Annotated in this window: 16 protein-coding genes; 6 read left to right on the top strand and 10 right to left on the bottom strand. The window is 71.4% G+C overall.

Features of this window, described 5'->3' with window-relative positions:
- Nucleotides 1–174: 174 nt before the first annotated feature.
- Together ACIQVL_RS38290 and ACIQVL_RS38285 are read right to left on the bottom strand one after the other, a co-directional pair.
- Nucleotides 175–1,143: an EamA family transporter gene (locus ACIQVL_RS38290; RefSeq protein ID WP_403477661.1), complete on the bottom strand. Its 969-nt coding sequence runs from the start codon at nucleotides 1,141–1,143 to the stop codon at nucleotides 175–177.
- 46 nt (nucleotides 1,144–1,189) lie between these two features.
- On the bottom strand, nucleotides 1,190–1,795 hold the full coding sequence (locus ACIQVL_RS38285; RefSeq protein WP_403442836.1) for a Clp protease N-terminal domain-containing protein: 606 nt from the start codon (nucleotides 1,793–1,795) through the stop codon (nucleotides 1,190–1,192).
- A 200-nt stretch (nucleotides 1,796–1,995) separates the two neighbouring features.
- Here ACIQVL_RS38285 and ACIQVL_RS38280 point away from each other — a divergent pair, with 200 nt between their 5' ends.
- Together ACIQVL_RS38280 and ACIQVL_RS38275 are read left to right on the top strand one after the other, a co-directional pair.
- Nucleotides 1,996–2,190: a hypothetical protein gene (locus ACIQVL_RS38280; protein ID WP_177233345.1), complete on the top strand. Its 195-nt coding sequence runs from the start codon at nucleotides 1,996–1,998 to the stop codon at nucleotides 2,188–2,190.
- A gap of 114 nt (nucleotides 2,191–2,304) precedes the next feature.
- Entirely contained in the window at nucleotides 2,305–2,733 is a 429-nt protein-coding gene (locus ACIQVL_RS38275; protein WP_089105600.1) for an SRPBCC family protein, read from the top strand.
- Nucleotides 2,734–2,813: 80 nt separating this feature from the next.
- Here ACIQVL_RS38275 and ACIQVL_RS38270 read toward each other — a convergent pair whose 3' ends face one another.
- Nucleotides 2,814–3,449 carry a PadR family transcriptional regulator gene (locus ACIQVL_RS38270; protein ID WP_403477660.1) on the bottom strand — a complete coding sequence of 212 codons (636 nt, stop codon included), beginning with the start codon at nucleotides 3,447–3,449 and terminating at the stop codon, nucleotides 2,814–2,816.
- Between the two features lie 168 nt (nucleotides 3,450–3,617).
- Here ACIQVL_RS38270 and argG point away from each other — a divergent pair, with 168 nt between their 5' ends.
- Both argG and ACIQVL_RS38260 read left to right on the top strand, forming a co-directional pair.
- Nucleotides 3,618–5,066, top strand: a complete 1,449-nt coding sequence (argG, locus tag ACIQVL_RS38265; RefSeq protein WP_403442830.1) for an argininosuccinate synthase — start codon at nucleotides 3,618–3,620, stop codon at nucleotides 5,064–5,066.
- A 621-nt stretch (nucleotides 5,067–5,687) separates the two neighbouring features.
- Nucleotides 5,688–6,500, top strand: a complete 813-nt coding sequence (locus ACIQVL_RS38260; protein ID WP_403477659.1) for a PhzF family phenazine biosynthesis protein — start codon at nucleotides 5,688–5,690, stop codon at nucleotides 6,498–6,500.
- On the opposite strand, the gene ACIQVL_RS38255 is transcribed toward ACIQVL_RS38260, so the two are convergent.
- Both ACIQVL_RS38255 and ACIQVL_RS38250 read right to left on the bottom strand, forming a co-directional pair.
- Nucleotides 6,490–7,290, bottom strand: a complete 801-nt coding sequence (locus ACIQVL_RS38255; protein WP_403442824.1) for a CPBP family intramembrane glutamic endopeptidase — start codon at nucleotides 7,288–7,290, stop codon at nucleotides 6,490–6,492. The two genes, ACIQVL_RS38260 and ACIQVL_RS38255, sit on opposite strands and share 11 nt — an antisense overlap.
- Nucleotides 7,291–7,546: 256 nt before the next feature.
- Nucleotides 7,547–9,067, bottom strand: a complete 1,521-nt coding sequence (locus ACIQVL_RS38250) for a glutamate--cysteine ligase (RefSeq protein WP_403442821.1) — start codon at nucleotides 9,065–9,067, stop codon at nucleotides 7,547–7,549.
- Between the two features lie 556 nt (nucleotides 9,068–9,623).
- Here ACIQVL_RS38250 and ACIQVL_RS38245 point away from each other — a divergent pair.
- Nucleotides 9,624–10,208 (top strand): hypothetical protein, encoded by a 585-nt coding sequence (locus ACIQVL_RS38245; protein ID WP_403442818.1) that lies wholly within the window; start codon nucleotides 9,624–9,626, stop codon nucleotides 10,206–10,208.
- 351 nt (nucleotides 10,209–10,559) lie between these two features.
- Nucleotides 10,560–10,766, top strand: coding sequence for a DUF5999 family protein (locus ACIQVL_RS38240; RefSeq protein WP_382733559.1), 207 nt, complete (start codon nucleotides 10,560–10,562; stop codon nucleotides 10,764–10,766).
- A 108-nt stretch (nucleotides 10,767–10,874) separates the two neighbouring features.
- Here ACIQVL_RS38240 and ACIQVL_RS38235 read toward each other — a convergent pair whose 3' ends face one another.
- The 5 genes from ACIQVL_RS38235 to ACIQVL_RS38215 form a co-directional block, all read right to left on the bottom strand.
- Nucleotides 10,875–11,942, bottom strand: a complete 1,068-nt coding sequence (locus tag ACIQVL_RS38235) for an endo-1,4-beta-xylanase (RefSeq protein ID WP_403477658.1) — start codon at nucleotides 11,940–11,942, stop codon at nucleotides 10,875–10,877.
- Nucleotides 11,943–11,971: 29 nt separating this feature from the next.
- Entirely contained in the window at nucleotides 11,972–12,805 is an 834-nt protein-coding gene (locus ACIQVL_RS38230; RefSeq protein ID WP_403442812.1) for a carbohydrate ABC transporter permease, read from the bottom strand.
- On the bottom strand, nucleotides 12,802–13,797 hold the full coding sequence (locus ACIQVL_RS38225) for a carbohydrate ABC transporter permease (RefSeq protein WP_403442810.1): 996 nt from the start codon (nucleotides 13,795–13,797) through the stop codon (nucleotides 12,802–12,804). Before ACIQVL_RS38225 ends, ACIQVL_RS38230 begins: the two co-directional genes overlap by 4 nt.
- Before the next feature lie 8 nt (nucleotides 13,798–13,805).
- Entirely contained in the window at nucleotides 13,806–15,098 is a 1,293-nt protein-coding gene (locus ACIQVL_RS38220; protein WP_403477657.1) for an extracellular solute-binding protein, read from the bottom strand.
- Nucleotides 15,099–15,246: 148 nt separating this feature from the next.
- Nucleotides 15,247–16,764: a glycoside hydrolase family 43 protein gene (locus tag ACIQVL_RS38215; protein WP_403477728.1), complete on the bottom strand. Its 1,518-nt coding sequence runs from the start codon at nucleotides 16,762–16,764 to the stop codon at nucleotides 15,247–15,249.
- Nucleotides 16,765–16,813: the final 49 nt, after the last annotated feature.

Here is a 16,813-nt window from a genome sequence, read left to right as displayed (position 1 = left end):
CCCTTCGGGGCGCGGGCGGGCGTCCGGGCAGGGCAGGTGAAGTCCGCTGCCGCCCGACAGCATCCCGAAGGGGCGCCGGGGGCACCCCGGCCGAAGGCCGGCGAGGAACTGCGCGGCCGGTCACGACGGTGCCGCGGACGAACCCGGTCCGCCGCGGCAACCGCCGCGGCGCGCTCAGGCCGAGCCGACCGGCTCCTTCGCCGCGCTCCGGCTCACCACCGACTCCGGCACCGGCGTCGAGGACTGCGCGACGAACGCGCCCAGCAGGACCACGGCTCCCCCCACCACCTGCGCCGCACCCAGCCGCTCCCCCAGCAGCACCCACGCCAGCACGGTCGCCACCACCGCCTCCAGACAGGCCACCACCCCCGCCACCTGCGGAGACAGCCGCCGTACCGACACCACACCCGTGACGTACGCGACGACCGTCGCGACCAGCACGATCCACCCCAGCAGGACGGCCGCCGGCACGTCCGTACCGTTCATCCGCGCGGAGCCGCCCAGCACCGACCAGTCCATCTCCCACGGCCGGGCCACCACGGTGAGCAGGCCCGCCCCGACCAGCAGCCCGTAGGCGATCACCCCCAGCGGATCCGCCCCCTCGCCCCCGCCGTGGTCGGCCAGCACGAAGTACCCCACCTGGCAGCAGGCCGCGGCGAGCGCCAGCACCAGCCCCAGCGCGTCGAACCGCAGCCCCGACCACACCTCCACCACACAGGCGAGGCCGCCCGCCGCGAGGACGACACCGAGCGCGGCGGCACGGGTGACCGGCCGTCGCTGCACGAACCGGACCCAGCCGAGCACCAGCGCGGGCGCGAGGTACTCCACGAGCAGCGCCACGCCCACCGGTATCCGGGAGATGGCGGCGAAGTAGCAGGCCTGGACGCCGGCCACGGCGAGCAGCCCGAATCCGGCGAGCAGCGCGGGCCTGCGGCGGGGCAGGTCGCGGTGGCGGACGGCGAGGGGCAGCATCACCAGGGCGGCGCCCGTCACCCTGAGCCACACCACCTGCAGCGGCGTCAGCCCGGCCTCGATCAGGGGCTTGGCCGCGACGCCGGAGCCACCGAAGGCGAGCGCCGACCCGAGGGCGAGGGCGAGCCCGAGGCTCTTTCCATGGCTGCTGTCAGTGGTGTGCACCGGCACATGATGCCAGCAGGCGACATGAGCGTCATCCCCTATGACACCTGTCTCAACGGCTGGACGGGCGACGCTCCCCCTCGGCGTCCAGGACGGCTCCGGCCGGACCGACCGCCCCGTCGCCGTCTATCCGCACGGCCAGTTCACGCGCGGCCACCCCGGCCCGCTCCAGCACCTCGACGGCCCGGGACTCCGGGTCGAGGACCAGGCCCGCGAGCAGGTCGATGCCGTCCGAGTGGGCCGCGCCGCGGCGCCGGGCGCGGCTGCGGGCGTACTCCAGGGCGGCCGCGGCCACCGGGGACCAGGCGCCGTCACCCTTGCCCTCGGCCCTTCCCCCGGCGCGCGGGAGGACGGGCAGCGCGCCGGAGTCCTCGACCCCGCTCTGCCAGCGCAGGCCGTAGCCGATGCTGCGCTGCACGAGGTAGCCGAGCAGGCGGGCCAGTTGCGGAGCGTCGCCGATGACGGCGCGCACCTCGGGGTCGTACTCGATCAGCGAGTGCAGCAGATGGGCGGTGTCGACCTGGCGGTCCCCGTCCCGTACGGCCCGGCGGCGGGCACCGGCGACCACCGCTGCCGACTCGGCACCGAGCCCGGCATCGTCGTCCGCGTGGATACCGCCCTGGTCCTGGGCGGGCTGGCGGGGAATACGGGGTTGCACACCCCTTACCTCATCAATCCCAGGGGCCCGAGTCATCGGCGGGGGGAAGCATCTTCGCGTCCCACGCAGAGTGGACACGGGTGGCCGGAATCTCCTCCTTGCGGATGAGATCAGGCCGATTCCGGCCATCGGGGCGCGCGCCGTCTTGCCGCGCGCCCCATGCGCAACCGTCGCACACCCGCCGGACGTCCCCCACTGACGTGGAGAGCGGGTGCTGTTGCTGGCTGGTCGCCCTGCCGGCGGTCGACGGCAGGCAGTACGTGTACCGGGTCTACGCGCCGGCGGACGCACTGCTCGCGGACCTGTTCTGGGACGCCTGGCACTGCCACGACGAGAGCGCGCTGCCGCGCGCGTGGGACCTGTTCGACGCGGCGCTGATACGGCGGGTCGGCTGACCGGCCCGGGTGCCCTCCGATCGGCACATTTCCTGACGGTTCATCAGTATTGAATGTTCGACGCCCTGCGGCTACGTTCCGCGACACCGTAGCCCGACACGAAGGGGTGGCCCGATGGCCGAAGTCAGCGCGGAGGCACGCATCCAGGCACCGGCCGAGAAGGTGTGGGCACAGCTCACCGACTGGTCGGCGTACGGCGAGTGGAACGCGACCCACACCAACTTTCCCAAGGGCGGCCCCGAGACCCTGGCGGTGGGCGGCACCTTCCAGGAGAACATGAAGCTGATGGGCTTCCCGGCGGAGGTCGAGTGGACCATCGAGGAGCTGGAGCCGGCGCGGGTGCTGGCGATCCGCGGCAAGGGCCCGATGGCGGTGACCGTCGCCACCCGCTACACGCTGACCCCGGACGGGGACGCGACGGGGGTGCGGATCGACGGGGAGTTCACGGGCGCGGCCGTGTCGCTGATGGCGGGCAAGCTCAAGGACTCGGCGACGGCGGCCCTCAACGAGTCGCTGCGCAAGCTGGGCGGCCTGGTCGCCTAGGGGGACGGTCCGGCGGAGACGGCAGCGCGCCCCGCGGATCACTCCGCGGGGCGCGCCCGGTCCCGGCTCCCGCCCGAGGGTCAGTCCTCGTCGGCGAGGATGAGGTACAGCTTCTTGCGGGTCTCGTTGATGACGGCCAGCGCCTTCTCGCGCTGCTCCTTGCTGCCGGTCTTCCAGACCTGTCCGAAAGCCTCCATCAGGCCGAAGCCGGCCTGGCGGATCTCGCTCAGGGCCTCGAAGTCCACCCCGCGGGAGGCCTCTTCCCAGGGGGCGTCGGGGCCCTCGTCGGCGGCGGTCCGGCCGCTGTCGGTGAGGGAGAACAGCTTCTTGCCGCCCTCGCTCTCGCTGGTGATCAGGCCCTCGTCCTCCAGCAGCTGAAGGGTGGGGTACACCGAGCCGGGGCTGGGCTTCCACGCGCCGCCGCTGCGCTCGGCGATCTCCTGGATCATCTCGTAACCGTGCATCGGGCGGTCCTTCAGCAGGGCCAGGATCGAGGCCCGCACATCACCGCGCCGCGCCCTTCCCCTGGGACCACCGCGTCCGCGCGGCCCCCAGTGCCCCGGTCCGAAACCGGGCCCGCCGGGACCGAAACCGGGGCCCCCCGGGCCGAAGGGCCCGAACGCCGCACGCCTGCCGTCACGTCCACCGAAGCCGCCCCGCCCGTGCGGGTGAGGGCCGGCCTGACCATGTCCACGCTCGAATCCGTGGGAACGCATCGCAATCACTCCATCCATCGTTGATCTGTCGCGTATCTTTCGCGATGCCTCGACGATATATCGGAATCGCTCGAATGACAAGGCCCTCCCTACGCCCTTGCGCGATCCCCCCGACAGGCCTCCAACAGGGGCGTTGCATGACCATGCGTTCTCATGCATAATCTTCCTATGTCCAAGGTCCTCACCTCCCTTCCCGCCGGCGAGCGCGTCGGCATCGCCTTCTCCGGCGGGCTCGACACCTCGGTCGCGGTCGCGTGGATGCGCGACAAGGGCGCCGTCCCGTGCACCTACACCGCCGACATCGGCCAGTACGACGAGCCCGACATCGCGTCGGTGCCCGGCCGTGCGCACACCTACGGCGCGGAGATCGCGCGCCTGGTCGACTGCCGGGCCGCGCTGGTCGAGGAGGGCCTCGCCGCGCTCACCTGCGGTGCGTTCCACATCCGCTCGGGCGGGCGGGCGTACTTCAACACCACCCCGCTGGGCCGTGCCGTCACCGGCACGCTGCTGGTGCGGGCCATGCTGGAGGACGACGTCCAGATCTGGGGCGACGGGTCGACCTTCAAGGGCAACGACATCGAGCGGTTCTACCGCTACGGCCTGCTCGCCAACCCGCACCTGCGGATCTACAAGCCCTGGCTGGACGCGGACTTCGTGACCGAGCTCGGCGGCCGCAAGGAGATGTCCGAGTGGCTGGCGGCCCACGGGCTGCCGTACCGGGACAGCACCGAGAAGGCGTACTCCACCGACGCCAACATCTGGGGCGCCACGCACGAGGCGAAGACCCTGGAGCACCTGGACAACGGCATCGAGACCGTCGAGCCGATCATGGGCGTGCGGTTTTGGGACCCCGAGGTCGAGATCCTGCCCGAGGACGTGACGATCGGCTTCGACCAGGGCCGTCCGGTGACCGTCAACGGCAAGGAGTTCGGGACCGCCGTCGAGCTGGTCATGGAGGCCAACGCAATCGGCGGCCGGCACGGGCTCGGCATGTCCGACCAGATCGAGAACCGGATCATCGAGGCCAAGAGCCGGGGCATCTACGAGGCGCCGGGCATGGCGCTGCTGCACGCCGCGTACGAACGGCTGGTCAACGCGATCCACAACGAGGACACGGTCGCGCAGTACCACAACGAGGGCCGGCGGCTCGGCCGGCTCATGTACGAGGGCCGGTGGCTGGACCCGCAGGCGCTGATGATCCGCGAGTCGCTGCAGCGGTGGGTCGGCGCGGCCGTCACCGGTGAGGTGACGCTGCGGCTGCGGCGCGGCGAGGACTACTCGATCCTCGACACGACCGGTCCCGCGTTCAGCTACCACCCCGACAAGCTGTCGATGGAGCGCACCGAGGACGCGGCGTTCGGCCCGGTGGACCGGATCGGCCAGCTGACCATGCGCAACCTCGACATCGCCGACTCCCGCGCGAAGCTGGAGCAGTACGCGGGGCTGGGTCTGATCGGCTCCGCCAACCCGGCGATCGGGGCGGCGCAGGCGGCGGCCACCGGCCTCATCGGCAGCATGCCGGAGGGCGGCGCCGAGGCGATCGCGTCCCGCGGGGAGGCCACGCCGGACGCCGACGAGCTGCTGGACCGGGCAGCGATGGAACTCGGCACGGACTGAGCGTTCCGCTCAGGAGGGCCGACCTGGTGACGGGTCGGCCCTTTCGTCTTGCCGGGGGCGCTGGGGTGTCAGCGCCGTGGGACGAGCGGTCGGGGGGCAGGTGCGGCGCCGTCGTGGGTTTTCGCGCAGTTCCCCGCGCCCCTGAGGGGCGCGCTCCGTCGTGAGCCGCTGCAGCGCCGTTGTGGTTGCCCGCGCAATTCCTCCCCCAGCCTTCGACCGGGGGACCCCCGCGCCCCTGAGGGGCGCGCCCCGTCGTGAGCCGCTGCAGCGCCGTTGTGGTTGCCCGCGCAATTCCTCCCCCAGCCTTCGGCCGGGGGACCCCCCGCGCCCCTCAGGGGCGCGCCCCGTCGTGAGCCGCTGCAGCGCCGTTGTGGTTGCCCGCGCAATTCCTCCCCCAGCCTTCGGCCGGGGGACCCCCGCGCCCCTCAGGGGCGCGCCCCGTCGTGAGCCGCTGCAGCACCGTTGTGGTTGCCCGCGCAATTCCTTCCCCAGCGCCCCTTACGGTGACTCGGCGCGGGCAGTCGTGCCTCCCCGAGTGCCTGAAGGGCCTGGGGGAAATCGGGCCAGGGCTGCGGGATTGGCCTTGGTCGGGTGTGGTGCGGGCGCCCTAGCGTCTGGGGCATGCGGATTCGAATCGTCGATGCCTTTGCGGAGCGCGCGTTCTCCGGGAACCCGGCCGGGGTCGTGCTGCTCGACTCCTTTCCTGACGACGGGTGGACGCAGAACGTCGCCATGGAGGTGAACCACGCCGAGACCGCGTTCGCGCACCCGCTGTCCCAGGGCGGGGACGCGGACTGGGCGTTGCGGTGGTTCACGCCGGTCACGGAGGTCGCGCTGTGCGGGCATGCCACGCTGGCCACCGCGCATGTGCTGCACACCACGGGGGCGCACGAGGGACCCGTGCGGTTCGCCACCCGGAGCGGGGTGCTGACCGCCTCGACCGGTCCGGACGGAGCCATCACGCTGGATCTTCCGACCGCGCCGCTCACCCGGGTCGACGCACCCGACGGTGTCGCCGAGGCGCTCGGGGCAGATCCCGTCGCCGTGTTCGACACCGGGGCGAACATCGGCGACCTGCTCATCGAACTCGCCGACGAGCAGACGGTCCTCGGCCTCGCCCCGGACCACCGGAACCTCGGCGCCCACTCCTCACGCGGGATCATCGCCACCGCCCGCGCCGAGGACCCGGCCAAGGGGTACGACTACGTCTCCCGCTGCTTCTTCCCGAACGTCGGCATCGACGAGGACCCGGTGACCGGGAGCGCCCACACCGCCCTCGCGCCGCACTGGTCCGGGCGGCTGGGGAGGACAGATCTCACGGGGCTGCAGGCCTCCCGTCGTACCGGGCTCGTCCGGACCTCGTTGCGCGGTGGCCGCACGCTGCTGACCGGGCGTGCGGTCACCGTCGTCGACGGCGAACTGCTCACGCCGTAGGCAGCCAGCCCACCTTGCCGGCGAGCAGCGCGTAGCCGACGAACGCGCCGATGTCGAGCAGGCTGTGCGCCACCACCAGGGGACCCACCCTGCCCCACCGCCGGTACAGGTAGACGAAGACCACGCCCATCACCATGTTGCCGACGAAGCCGCCGATCCCCTGGTAGAGGTGGTAGGAGCCGCGCAGGACGGAACTGGCCACCAGCGCGGTGCCGGCGGTCCAGCCCAGCTGGTCGAGGCGGCGCAGCAGGTAGCCGACCACGATGACCTCTTCGAGGATCGCGTTCTGCATCGCGGAGAGGATCAGTACGGGGTACTTCCACCACACGTCGGGCAGGGCCTCCGGGACCACCGTGAGGTTGAAGCCGAGGCCGCGTGCGGCGAGGTAGAAGGCGATGCCGGTGCTTCCGATCACGGCGGCGATCCCGGCACCGCGCCCGAGGTCGGGCCAGGGACGGGTGCGGTCGAAGCCCAGCGTGCGCAGGCTCGCGCCCTCGCGCAGGAGGAGGTGGGCGACGAGGAGGACGGGGACGAGTGCCGTCGCGATGCCGAAGAGCTGCCAGGCCAGGTCCAGCCAGGGGCGGCCCGGTGCGGCCGACGCGTTGAGGGTCGCCGCCTGGTCCTTGAGGCCGCCCGGTTTGGTGACCGACCCGATGAAGCTGATCAGGGCGGACACTCCGCTCGCCCCGAGCGAAAGCCCCAGGACGAGCAGCGTCTCGTCCCTGAACATCCGCCGCGAGGGCCGCTCCAGTGGATAAGCCCCGGCCACCTGATCCGCCTCCACCTGCACTCCTGCCTCCAGTCGAGCAAACCCGCCCCACGGCCACCTTCACCACGGAACACCACAGCTTGCCCGATCAACCGGAAGCAGACACGACCGACCCCCACCGCGACCCCGACGACTGAACGACAGGGCCCGACTGCAGCGCCCCGAAAGGGGCGCTGGGGGTCCCCCGGCCGAACGCTGGGGGAGGAACTGCGCGACAAGCCCCCACGCCGCCGCACCCGGCAACGCGCCGCCCCCCGCCCCGCAGCCTCGTCGGCCCTCACCCCATCGGCACCGGCTCCAATAACCCCACCGGCCACGTATGTACCGGCTCCCCCTCGTTCATCAGCTCCGCATACCGCCGCGTCATCGCCGCCAGCGCCGCGTCCCTCGGCAGCCCCCGCTCCAGTGCCCGGTGGAACGTCGCCGCCTGCCAGGACGCCCCGTTGACCCGCCGGCGGCACCGCTCCTCGATCACGCCGAGGTAGAAGTCCCGGTCGGCGGGCTCCACCCCCCAGGCGTCGAGACCCGCGTGAGCCAGTGGCAGCAGCTCGTCGCGGACCAGGGTGACCGCGTCCACTTCCGCCGTACCGCCGCCGTACCGCGCCCGCCTCGGCCAGACCAGGCGCGCGTCGATGCCGTCGCGGCACGCCGTGTCGAAGTTGGCCTCGGCCGCGGCGAACGGCAGCCGGGTCCACACCGGGCGGGACTCCTCCGCGAGGGCGCGGACCAGGCCGTAGTAGAACGCCGCGTTGGCGACGATGTCGGTGACGGTGGGCCCGGCCGGCAGCACCCGGTTCTCGACACGCAGGTGGGGGACGCCGTCGGCGATGCCGTAGACCGGCCGGTTCCAGCGGTACACCGTGCCGTTGTGCAGGACGAGCTCGGCGAGCTTCGGCACCCCGCCCGCGTCGAGGACGGCCAGCGGGTCCTCCTCGTCGCAGATCGGCAGGAGGGCCGGGAAGAAGCGCAGGTTCTCCTCGAACAGCTCGAAGGCCGAGCCGATCCAGCGTTCGCCGAACCAGGTGCGCGGCCGGACGCCCTGCGCCTGGAGCTCCGGCGGGCGGGTGTCGGTGGCCTGGAGGAACAGCGGGGGACGGGACTCCCGCCACAGTTCGCGGCCGAAGAGGAACGGGGAGTTCGCGCCCACCGCGATCTGCGCGGCGACCGCCGCCTGCGCCGCGTTCCACACGTCGGCGAAGCGGGCCGGGGTGACCTGGAGGTGCAGCTGCACGGAGGTGCAGGCGGCCTCCGGGACGATCGACTTCGACGTGCACACGAGGTGCTCGACGCCCTCGATGTCGAGCAGGAAGTCCTCGCCCCGGGCGGCCACGATCTGGTCGTTGAGCAGGGTGTAGCGGTCCACCTCGGAGAGGTTCGCGGAGACCAGGTCGTCCCGCTCCAGGGTGGGCAGGATGCCGGTCATCACGATCCCGGCGTCCACCTCGCCCGCCTTGCGGTCGGCGTACGCCAGCGAGGTGCGGAGTTCCTCCGCGAGCCGGTCGAAAACCCGCCCGTCGAGCCGGTGTGGAGCAATGTTCACCTCAAGGTTGAACATGGCGAGTTCTGTTTGGAAATCACGGCTCGCGATACGTTCGAGAACCTGTCCGTTCAACATTCTCGGCATGCCGTCGGAGCCCGCGAGATTCAATTCGATCTCGACTCCCATGAGGTTCTTGGGGCGGTCGAACCGCTTCTCCACCAGCAGCCGCTCCAGCCCCGTCAGGCAGTCCTGGAGCTTTTCACGGTAGTGCCGGCGATCGGACAGGTCGAACCGGCCCGCCACGACCTTCTCCCCCATCGAAGCGTCCCTCCTCGAATGGGCGGGCCGGGCTTCCGGCCGCCGGTGTCCCGAGTCCAGGTGGGATGATGCCCAGCGGAAGCGATCGATAACGTCGCGCGCCGCACCTGCACCCGCTACTCTGTTGGAATGTGTCCCGCGGCACATTCACGAGGCATGACGCCGCATGCAACTTCGGGTTCCCCGTTCTCCTCGTGAAAAACGCCGACGACATCCGGCCGACCGCGACAGCCTCGTATTCCGAGGTCAGCGGGGCTTCGAAGGGCTGGAAATCGGGAGGTTTCCACATCAATCAATGGCCGAATTGCGCCTTGCTCACTTCTGTGGAACATCCCGGTGAAACACCACCTGAACAGGCGTCGTATAAACTCCGCGAACAAGGCAGAAGGCTGGCGCCCACGGTCTGGTTCCTGCCGCCCGAGCGACGTGCGGCAGGCAACGCCCGCACCTCTCGTCACCGAACCGGGCCCCCGCCTCTCTGACTTCCTGTGAGCTGACAGCGCCGTCCGCCCCTGCCCTCGCGCCGCCGCGCCTGTCGAACGAGAGGCGACCCACCATGCCGCTGCAAGTCCCTCCTGCCCCCGCGCCCGCACTGCGTTCCGTCCTCACCGCCCTTGGTTCCCCCACCGCGGTCCGCGAGGCCCGCACCCCCTCCCTGCGCACCGCCCAGGGCCCCACGACCCCCGAACTCCCCCTTCCCGTGCACGTCATGGACCGGATCACCACGGAGGGCGTGTCCGCCACCCGGCTGGCCGGCTGGCGCTTCCTGATCCGCTGCGGCGACCGGGCGGTGGCCGCGGCGGACACGATGCTGACCCCGGACGGCTGGGCCTTCTCGCACTTCTTCGAGGGCCCCTACATCACCTCCACCGAACGCGCCCTGCACCAGGCCGAGGCCCTGCAACAGACGTACCAGCCGCGCCTGTTGTCCCTTCCGGGTCTCTACATGCTCACCCTGTGGCTGCACGGCGACTGCACGGCGGACGGCGCCGAGGGGCACCCGGCCGCAACCGACCTGCTGATACCGCTGGCCCCCGCCCCGCCCGGGATCGCGGCTCACCGGCCGCACCTGGTCGCCGAACTCCTCCCGGTACTGACCCACCGCATCACCCCGGCCCCCCTGCTCATCACGCCCGCCTGAGCCCCGCCACCGCCGTACCCCGCCACCGCCGGACAAGTGGCGGGGTACGGGCGCGTACGGACGTTTCCCTTTCCTGCCGCTCGTACGAGCAATTCACCGCTCCTAAGAGCCGGTAATCGCCTTCTCTCCATACCGGCCCACCGTCCGGACTAGCCCTATCCGGCCATGCGAAACCATCCGAATTGGCAACCCTGCGGAGCTGAACCGTCCGCGTGGGTGACACGTCTTCAACCTGTGAGAAGCGGTGCAGCGAAATCCCTGCGGAGCCACGCCCGGAAGGCAACACTGGTTTCCGACCGACTCATCAGCACGGGGGACGACATGACCACGACCGAGCGAGAGACCCTATCCATGTGCCAGCACCAGCCGCCGTGTCCGACAGCCGAATCCGCCGACCGGGAGTCCGCCCGCCTGACGGCGCACCACCCGGAGCAGGGGTGGAGCCTGCTGTGCAACGGCGTTCTGCTCTTCGAGGACACCGGTGAGCTCCTGCCCGACGGCCAGATCATCGCGCCGCACCGCCCGCTCGGTGCCGCCCGCGTGGTGACCGCCGCCTGACGGACCCGTCGCACCACCCCGGGCGGCCCCGCCGCTCCGCCCGGTGATCAGCAGGGGCCGGACGCACACACACGGTGCGCACCGGCCCCGACGTGCGTCCGGGGTCGGTCACCCGGTGTAGCCGAGTGCTGCGCGCAACGCGACATAGGCCGGTTTGGGGGCGAGCTGCTCGTCCCAGGGCAGGGCCGCGCCCTCGCCGGGGAAGAACGCCGGGATCCACGAGTACTTGTCCGTGTAGTCCCAGACGGTGATGCCCACGCACCGGCGCACGGCGAGACACGCCTTGGTCAGATCCGCGTACCAGGTCGCCTGCTCGGCCAGCTTCTCGTCGGTGGCCGGCAGCTGCATCCGTACGTCCACCTCGGTGAGCGCGGCGTCCAGGCCGAGGCGGGAGAAGCGGCGGAGGTTGTCCTCCAGGGTGGCCGGATAGCCGTACTGGAGGGCGAGGTGGGCCTGGAGGCCGATGCCGTCCAGCGGCACGTGCGCCGCCTTCAGCTGCCGGGCGAGCGCGTAGTAGGCGTCGCTCTTCGCGCCGAGGCCCTCGATGTTGTAGTCGTTCAGGTAGAGCCTGGCGTGCGGGTCGGCCTGGTGGGCCCAGCGCAGCGCGTCGGCGATGTAGCCGGGGCCGAGCGTCTTGTACCAGAGGGTCTCGCGGTAGCTGCCGTCCTCGTTGAAGGCCTCGTTGACGACGTCCCAGGAGTAGACCATGCCCCGGTAGTGCCGTACCTCCGTCTGGATGTGGTTCTTCAGGACCGCGCGCAGTTCGGGGGCCGTCCAGTCGCGTGAGGTGAGCCAGGCGGGCAGCTGGCTGTGCCAGACCAGGGTGTGGGCGCGGACCCGCTGGTGGTTCGCGCGGGCGAGGTTGACGATCTGGTCGCCGTCGGTCCAGTCGAAGACGCCCTGCTGGGGTTCGGTGGCGTACCACTTCATGCCGTTGCCGGGCGTGATCATGTCGAACTCGGTGCCGAGCAGCTTCGTGTAGGCGGTGTCGGTGAGTTCGGGGTTGTCGGTGGCGCTGCCGAAGTAGCGGCCGTGGCGCTGGGCCAGTTCGGCGAGGGTGGGCGGGCGGTCGTGGGCCTGGGCGGCGGGGCCGGTGGCCACCCCGGCGGCCACGAGTACGGCCGCGAGGGCGCCGGCGAGTCTGAGGCGGGTACGGCTGAGCCGGGTGCGGGACATGGTGCGACTCCTGTCCGTGGAAGGGGTGTTCAGCCCTTGGTGGCGCCTGCGGTGAGGCCGCCGACCAGCTGGCGCTCGGCGACCGAGTAGAAGGCCAGGGCGGGGACCATGGCGAGGACCAGATAGGCGAAGACCCGGGCGGTGTCGGTGGCGTACTGGCCCTGGAACTGCTGCACGCCGACGGGGATGGTCCACCAGGTGGAGTCGGTGAAGACCAGCAGCGGCAGGAAGAAGTTGTTCCAGCTGGTGACCACCGCGAGCACGGAGACCGTGCCGAGCGCCGGCCGGGCCATGGGCAGCAGGATCCGCCAGAAGAAGCCGAACGGCCCGCAGCCGTCCAGGGTGGCCGCCTCCTCCAGCTCCCCCGGGATCTCGCGGAAGAAGCCGCGCAGGATGATGATGGTCATCGGCAGCCCGAACGCGGCCTGCGGGAGGATCACGCCCAGCGGGTTGTCCAGCAGGTTCATCGAGCGCAGCAGCAGGAAGAGGGGCAGGGCGGCCACCGCGAAGGGGAACATCAGTCCCATCGTGAACACGGTGAACAGCACTTCCCGCCCGCGGAACGCGAACCGCGCGAAGGAGAAGGCCGCCAGCGCCGACACCGCGACCACGAGGACGGTGGTGGCGACGGCGATCAGCGTGCTGTTGCCGAGCAGCCGCCAGAACGCGCCGGAGCCGAGGATGCCGGTGTAGTTGGAGGTGACCCAGGACTCGGGCGGCCCGACCGGGTTGCGGGACAGCTCGCCGGTCGTCTTGAACCCGGAGAGCAGGGCGTACAGCAGGGGTACGACCATCAGGGCGCCGACCACGACGAGGACCAGGTGCAGCGGAAGTGTGCGTACGGTCTTGCGGCTGTCGCTCATGCGCCGTCCCCCCGCATGTTCGTGGTGGCGCCCGCCAGGTCGCGGCGGAGCACGAACCGCTGGTAGGCGAGGGCGAAGACGAGGCTGATGCCGAACATGGCCACGCTGATCGCGCTGGCGTAGCCGACCTGGTAGCGCTTGAAGCCGTACTGGAACATGGTCACGGCCATGGTCTCCGAGTGGTGGTCGGGGCCGCCGGCGGTGACCACCCACACCAGGTCGAAGAGCTGGATGGAGCCGATCACCGACAGGAAGACGCTGATCCGCAGGGTGGGGGCGAGCAGCGGCAGGGTGACGTGCCGGAAGCGCTGCCAGGGCGAGGCGCCGTCGACGGTCGCGGCCTCCGTCAACTCGGCCGGAATGGACTGGAGTCCGGCCAGGTAGAGCATCATGTGGAAGCCGAAGTACTTCCAGGTCATGACCAGGAAGAGGGTGGCCATGACGGTGGAGGGGTCGGCGAACCACTTCCCGCCGAGCGCGCCGAGGCCGAGGTCGCCGAGCAGGTGGTCGGCGAGACCGTCACCGGGGGCGAAGATCATGCCGAACAGCACGCCGGTGATCGCCTCGGAGAGCACGTACGGCGCGAAGAACAGCATCCGGTAGACGGCCCGGCCGCGGATCCTCTGGTTGAGGAGGACCGCCATGGCGAGCGCGAAAGGCAGTTGCAGCGCCAGCGACAGCACGACCAGGAGCAGGCAGCGCCACAGGTCGCCGAGGAAGACGTCGTCCTGGAAGAGCCGGGTGAAGTTGTCGGTGCCGACGTAGTCGGAGGGCATGCCGAAGCCGCCCCAGCGGAAGAACGCGGCGTACAGCGCGAACAGGATCGGCAGCAGGACGAGGACGCCGAACAGCGCCAGGGCGGGCAGTTGGAAGCCCACCGCGGTGAGCCAGTGCAGGAGCCGGCGCCTGGTGCGCGTTCGGCCCGCGGGCGGGAGCGGCCGGGGTGCGGCGTCCGGTCCCGACCGGGTGCCGGGCAGGTAGGTCGAGGTCATCGGGCGGCCTACTGCTCTTCCTTCGCGGTCTTGGTGATCGCCTGGGCGACGTCCGTGGGCGACTTGGACCCGGCGATCAGCCCGGCGACGCTGTCGTTGACCTGCTGGCCGACGGCGGGCGCGTAGGCCTGGTCGAGGTAGAGCTGGAAGCCGGTGGCTGCCTTCAACTGGGCCTGTACGAGCTTGAGGTTGGCGTCGCTCAGGGCGCTCTCGGCGGCGGGCACGACGGGCAGCACGCTGGTCTTCTTCACCAGTTCCGCGTCCGTCGTCTCGGAGGCGAAGAACTTCAGGAAGTCGACGGCGGCCTGCGGGGCGTCGGCGCGCAGCGCGTGTCCGCCGCCGCCTCCGAAGACCTCGGTGACGGTGCCCTTGCCGCCCTCGACGGCCGGGAACGGGAAGAATCCGAGGTCGGCGCCGATGCCCTTGCCCGCGTCGGCCTCGACGCTGGGGGCCCACTGGCCCATCAGCTCCATCGCGGCCTTGGCGTTGCCGACGGCGGCGGCCTGGCCGGTCGGGGTGGAGTAGGCGGCGCCCAGGAAGCCCTTCTGGAAGGGCTGCAGGGCGACGAGGTCCTTCAGGTGCTGTCCGGCCTCCACGAACCCGGCACCGGTGAAGTCCTTGTCGTCGTTCGCCTTCTTGAGGGCGTCGATGCCGGCGGTGCGCATCGCGAGGTACGCCCAGTAGTACATCCCGGTCCAGCTCTCCTTGCCGGCCAGGGCGAGCGGGGTGACACCGGCGGCCTTCAGCTTCTTCACGGCGTCGAGGAAGCCGCTCCAGGTGGTCGGGGGCGTGCTGATCCCGGCCTTCCTGAAGAGCGCCTTGTTGTACCAGAAGCCGACCATGCCGATGTCGAAGGGGATGCCGTAGGTCTTGTTGCCGAGGATGTACGCCTGCTTGGCCACCGGGAGCAGGCCGTCGGCCCAGGACTTGGTGGGGTCGGTGAGGTCCTTGACGAGTCCGGCGTCGACCTGCTGCTGGAGCACGCCGCCGCCCCAGGTGTGGAAGACGTCGGGGAGCTTCCCGGAGGCGGTCAGGGCCGTCATCTTCGTCTTGTAGGCGTCGTTCTCCAGCTGGACGATCTTCAGCTTGACCTTGGGGTTCTGCGCCTCGAACTTCTTGGCGAGGGCCGCCCACACGCCCTTCGCCGGCTCGGTCGTGGAGATGTTCCACCACTCGACGGTGGTGATTCCCCCCGACGTCCCCGAGTCCGAGCCGCCGCAGCCGCTGAGGGCGGTCATGCCCAGCCCGGCGGCCGCGGTGGCCGCCAGGAATCCGCGCCGGGACAGTGCCGGGTCGCCCATGATGCGCTCCTTGGGGTACGGGACGACCGACGCCGTCCTGGTTCGGTGGTGCTCTGGGGCCGCCGTTTTCGAAACATTCGGTGTTATCACCGAACGTTCCGAACGGCGACTCTAGAAAGGCGCACCAGGAGCGTCAAGGTGTCGCGCATCAGCTCGTCGGCGTGTAGGCGAACCAGTCGAAGGCGGCCCGCCCCTCGGTGACGTACATGCCGATGACCCGGCCGGTGAACCCGCCCGCCACCTCGGTGGAGAGATAGCGGCCGTCGAGTTCGGCCAGCCGGACGACACCGTCGGACGTTTCGATCGAAAGGGTCACGGCGTCGGGCCCGGCGGGGCGCACGCCGGTCGCGTCGCCGTCCGTCCCGGGCGCGGTGGCCGTGGGCGCCGGAACCCGGGTCGTACGGATCTCGATGGCCAGGGTCAACGGGCCGGGCGGCACCGCGCGTTCGGCGACCCGCTGCCGCACCGGACCGATCCGCACGACCACGCTCGCCACTCCCCCGCTCACTTCGAGGTCGTAGTGGTGGGCCTCGTCGATCCGGACCGTCAGGCCCGCGCGTCCCGGGCCCGGTTCGAGCAGGGCGGCGGCCCGGCAGTCGGTGTGCTGCTGGCGCCGGCCGACGAAGGTGTGCCCGGCGCGGTCGAGGCTGTCCCCGGTGGCGGTGAGCACCAGCCGGCCGGGGCGCTCGGTCAGCGACCAGGACCCGGCCGGGCGGCTGCGCGGGGAGATCCAGTGCGGCGCGAGGACCGGGGCCGTGAAGTCGTCCCGTGCGGGCGGCTGTTCGACCGGGTGCCAGGCGGCCGGGGCCTCGTGCCGCTCCCGTACCGGGCCCATGCGCGGCCAGCCGTCCGCCCACTCCACCGGGGCCAGGAAGGTCTCCCGGCCGAGGACGTGGAACCCGGGGAACCAGCCGCGCGGCCGGGTGCCGAGCAGCACCGCCCACCACTTGCCGTCGGCGGCCTGGACCAGGTCGGCGTGGCCGGTGCACTGGATCGGCTCCCGGGTGCCCCGGTGCGAGACCAGCGGATTGCCGGGCGCCGGCTCCCAGGGGCCGCGCGGCGAGCGGGCGCGGGCCACGGACACCCCGTGCCCGAGCGCGGTACCGCCCTCGGCGACCAGCAGGTACCACCACTCCCCGACCCGGTACAGGTGCGGTGCCTCCGGGTCCCGCAGCCCCGTCCCGGACCACATCGGCAGCGGCCCCTCCAGCACCTTCCCGGTCCGGGTGTCGATCCTGGCCACCGCGACCCCCGCCACGGCGCACCAGCAGTCGCCGTTCTCGTCCCAGGCGAGGTCCGGGTCGATGCCGGGGACGTCGACCCACACCGGGTCGGACCAGGGCCCCTCGGGCCGCTCGGCGGTGACGAGGAAGTTGCCTCCCGCGCCGACGTTGGTCGTGATGACGTGGAAGAGCCCGTCGTGGTGCCGGATCGTCGGGGCGTACACACCGCCGGAGGCCGGGGTGTCCTCGGGCAGGGTCAACTGCCCCGGGCGTTCCAGGACGTTGCCGAGCTGCCGCCAGTGCACCAGGTCCCGGCTGTGGAAGAGCGGGACGCCGGGGAAGTACTCGAAGCTGGAACAGACGAGGTAGTAGTCGTCCCCGACCCGGCACACGCTCGGGTCGGGGTGGAAGCCGGGGATGACCGGGTTGCCGTACGTCCGCATGTGTGTGCCGCGCATGTGTGTGCCCCTCCCCAGGCCGCGCCGAAAGTTT

The sequence above is a fragment of the Streptomyces sp. NPDC090499 genome, assembly GCF_044769305.1.
Lineage (GTDB): Bacteria > Actinomycetota > Actinomycetes > Streptomycetales > Streptomycetaceae > Streptomyces.
This window is presented reverse-complemented; position numbering and strand designations above follow the sequence as displayed.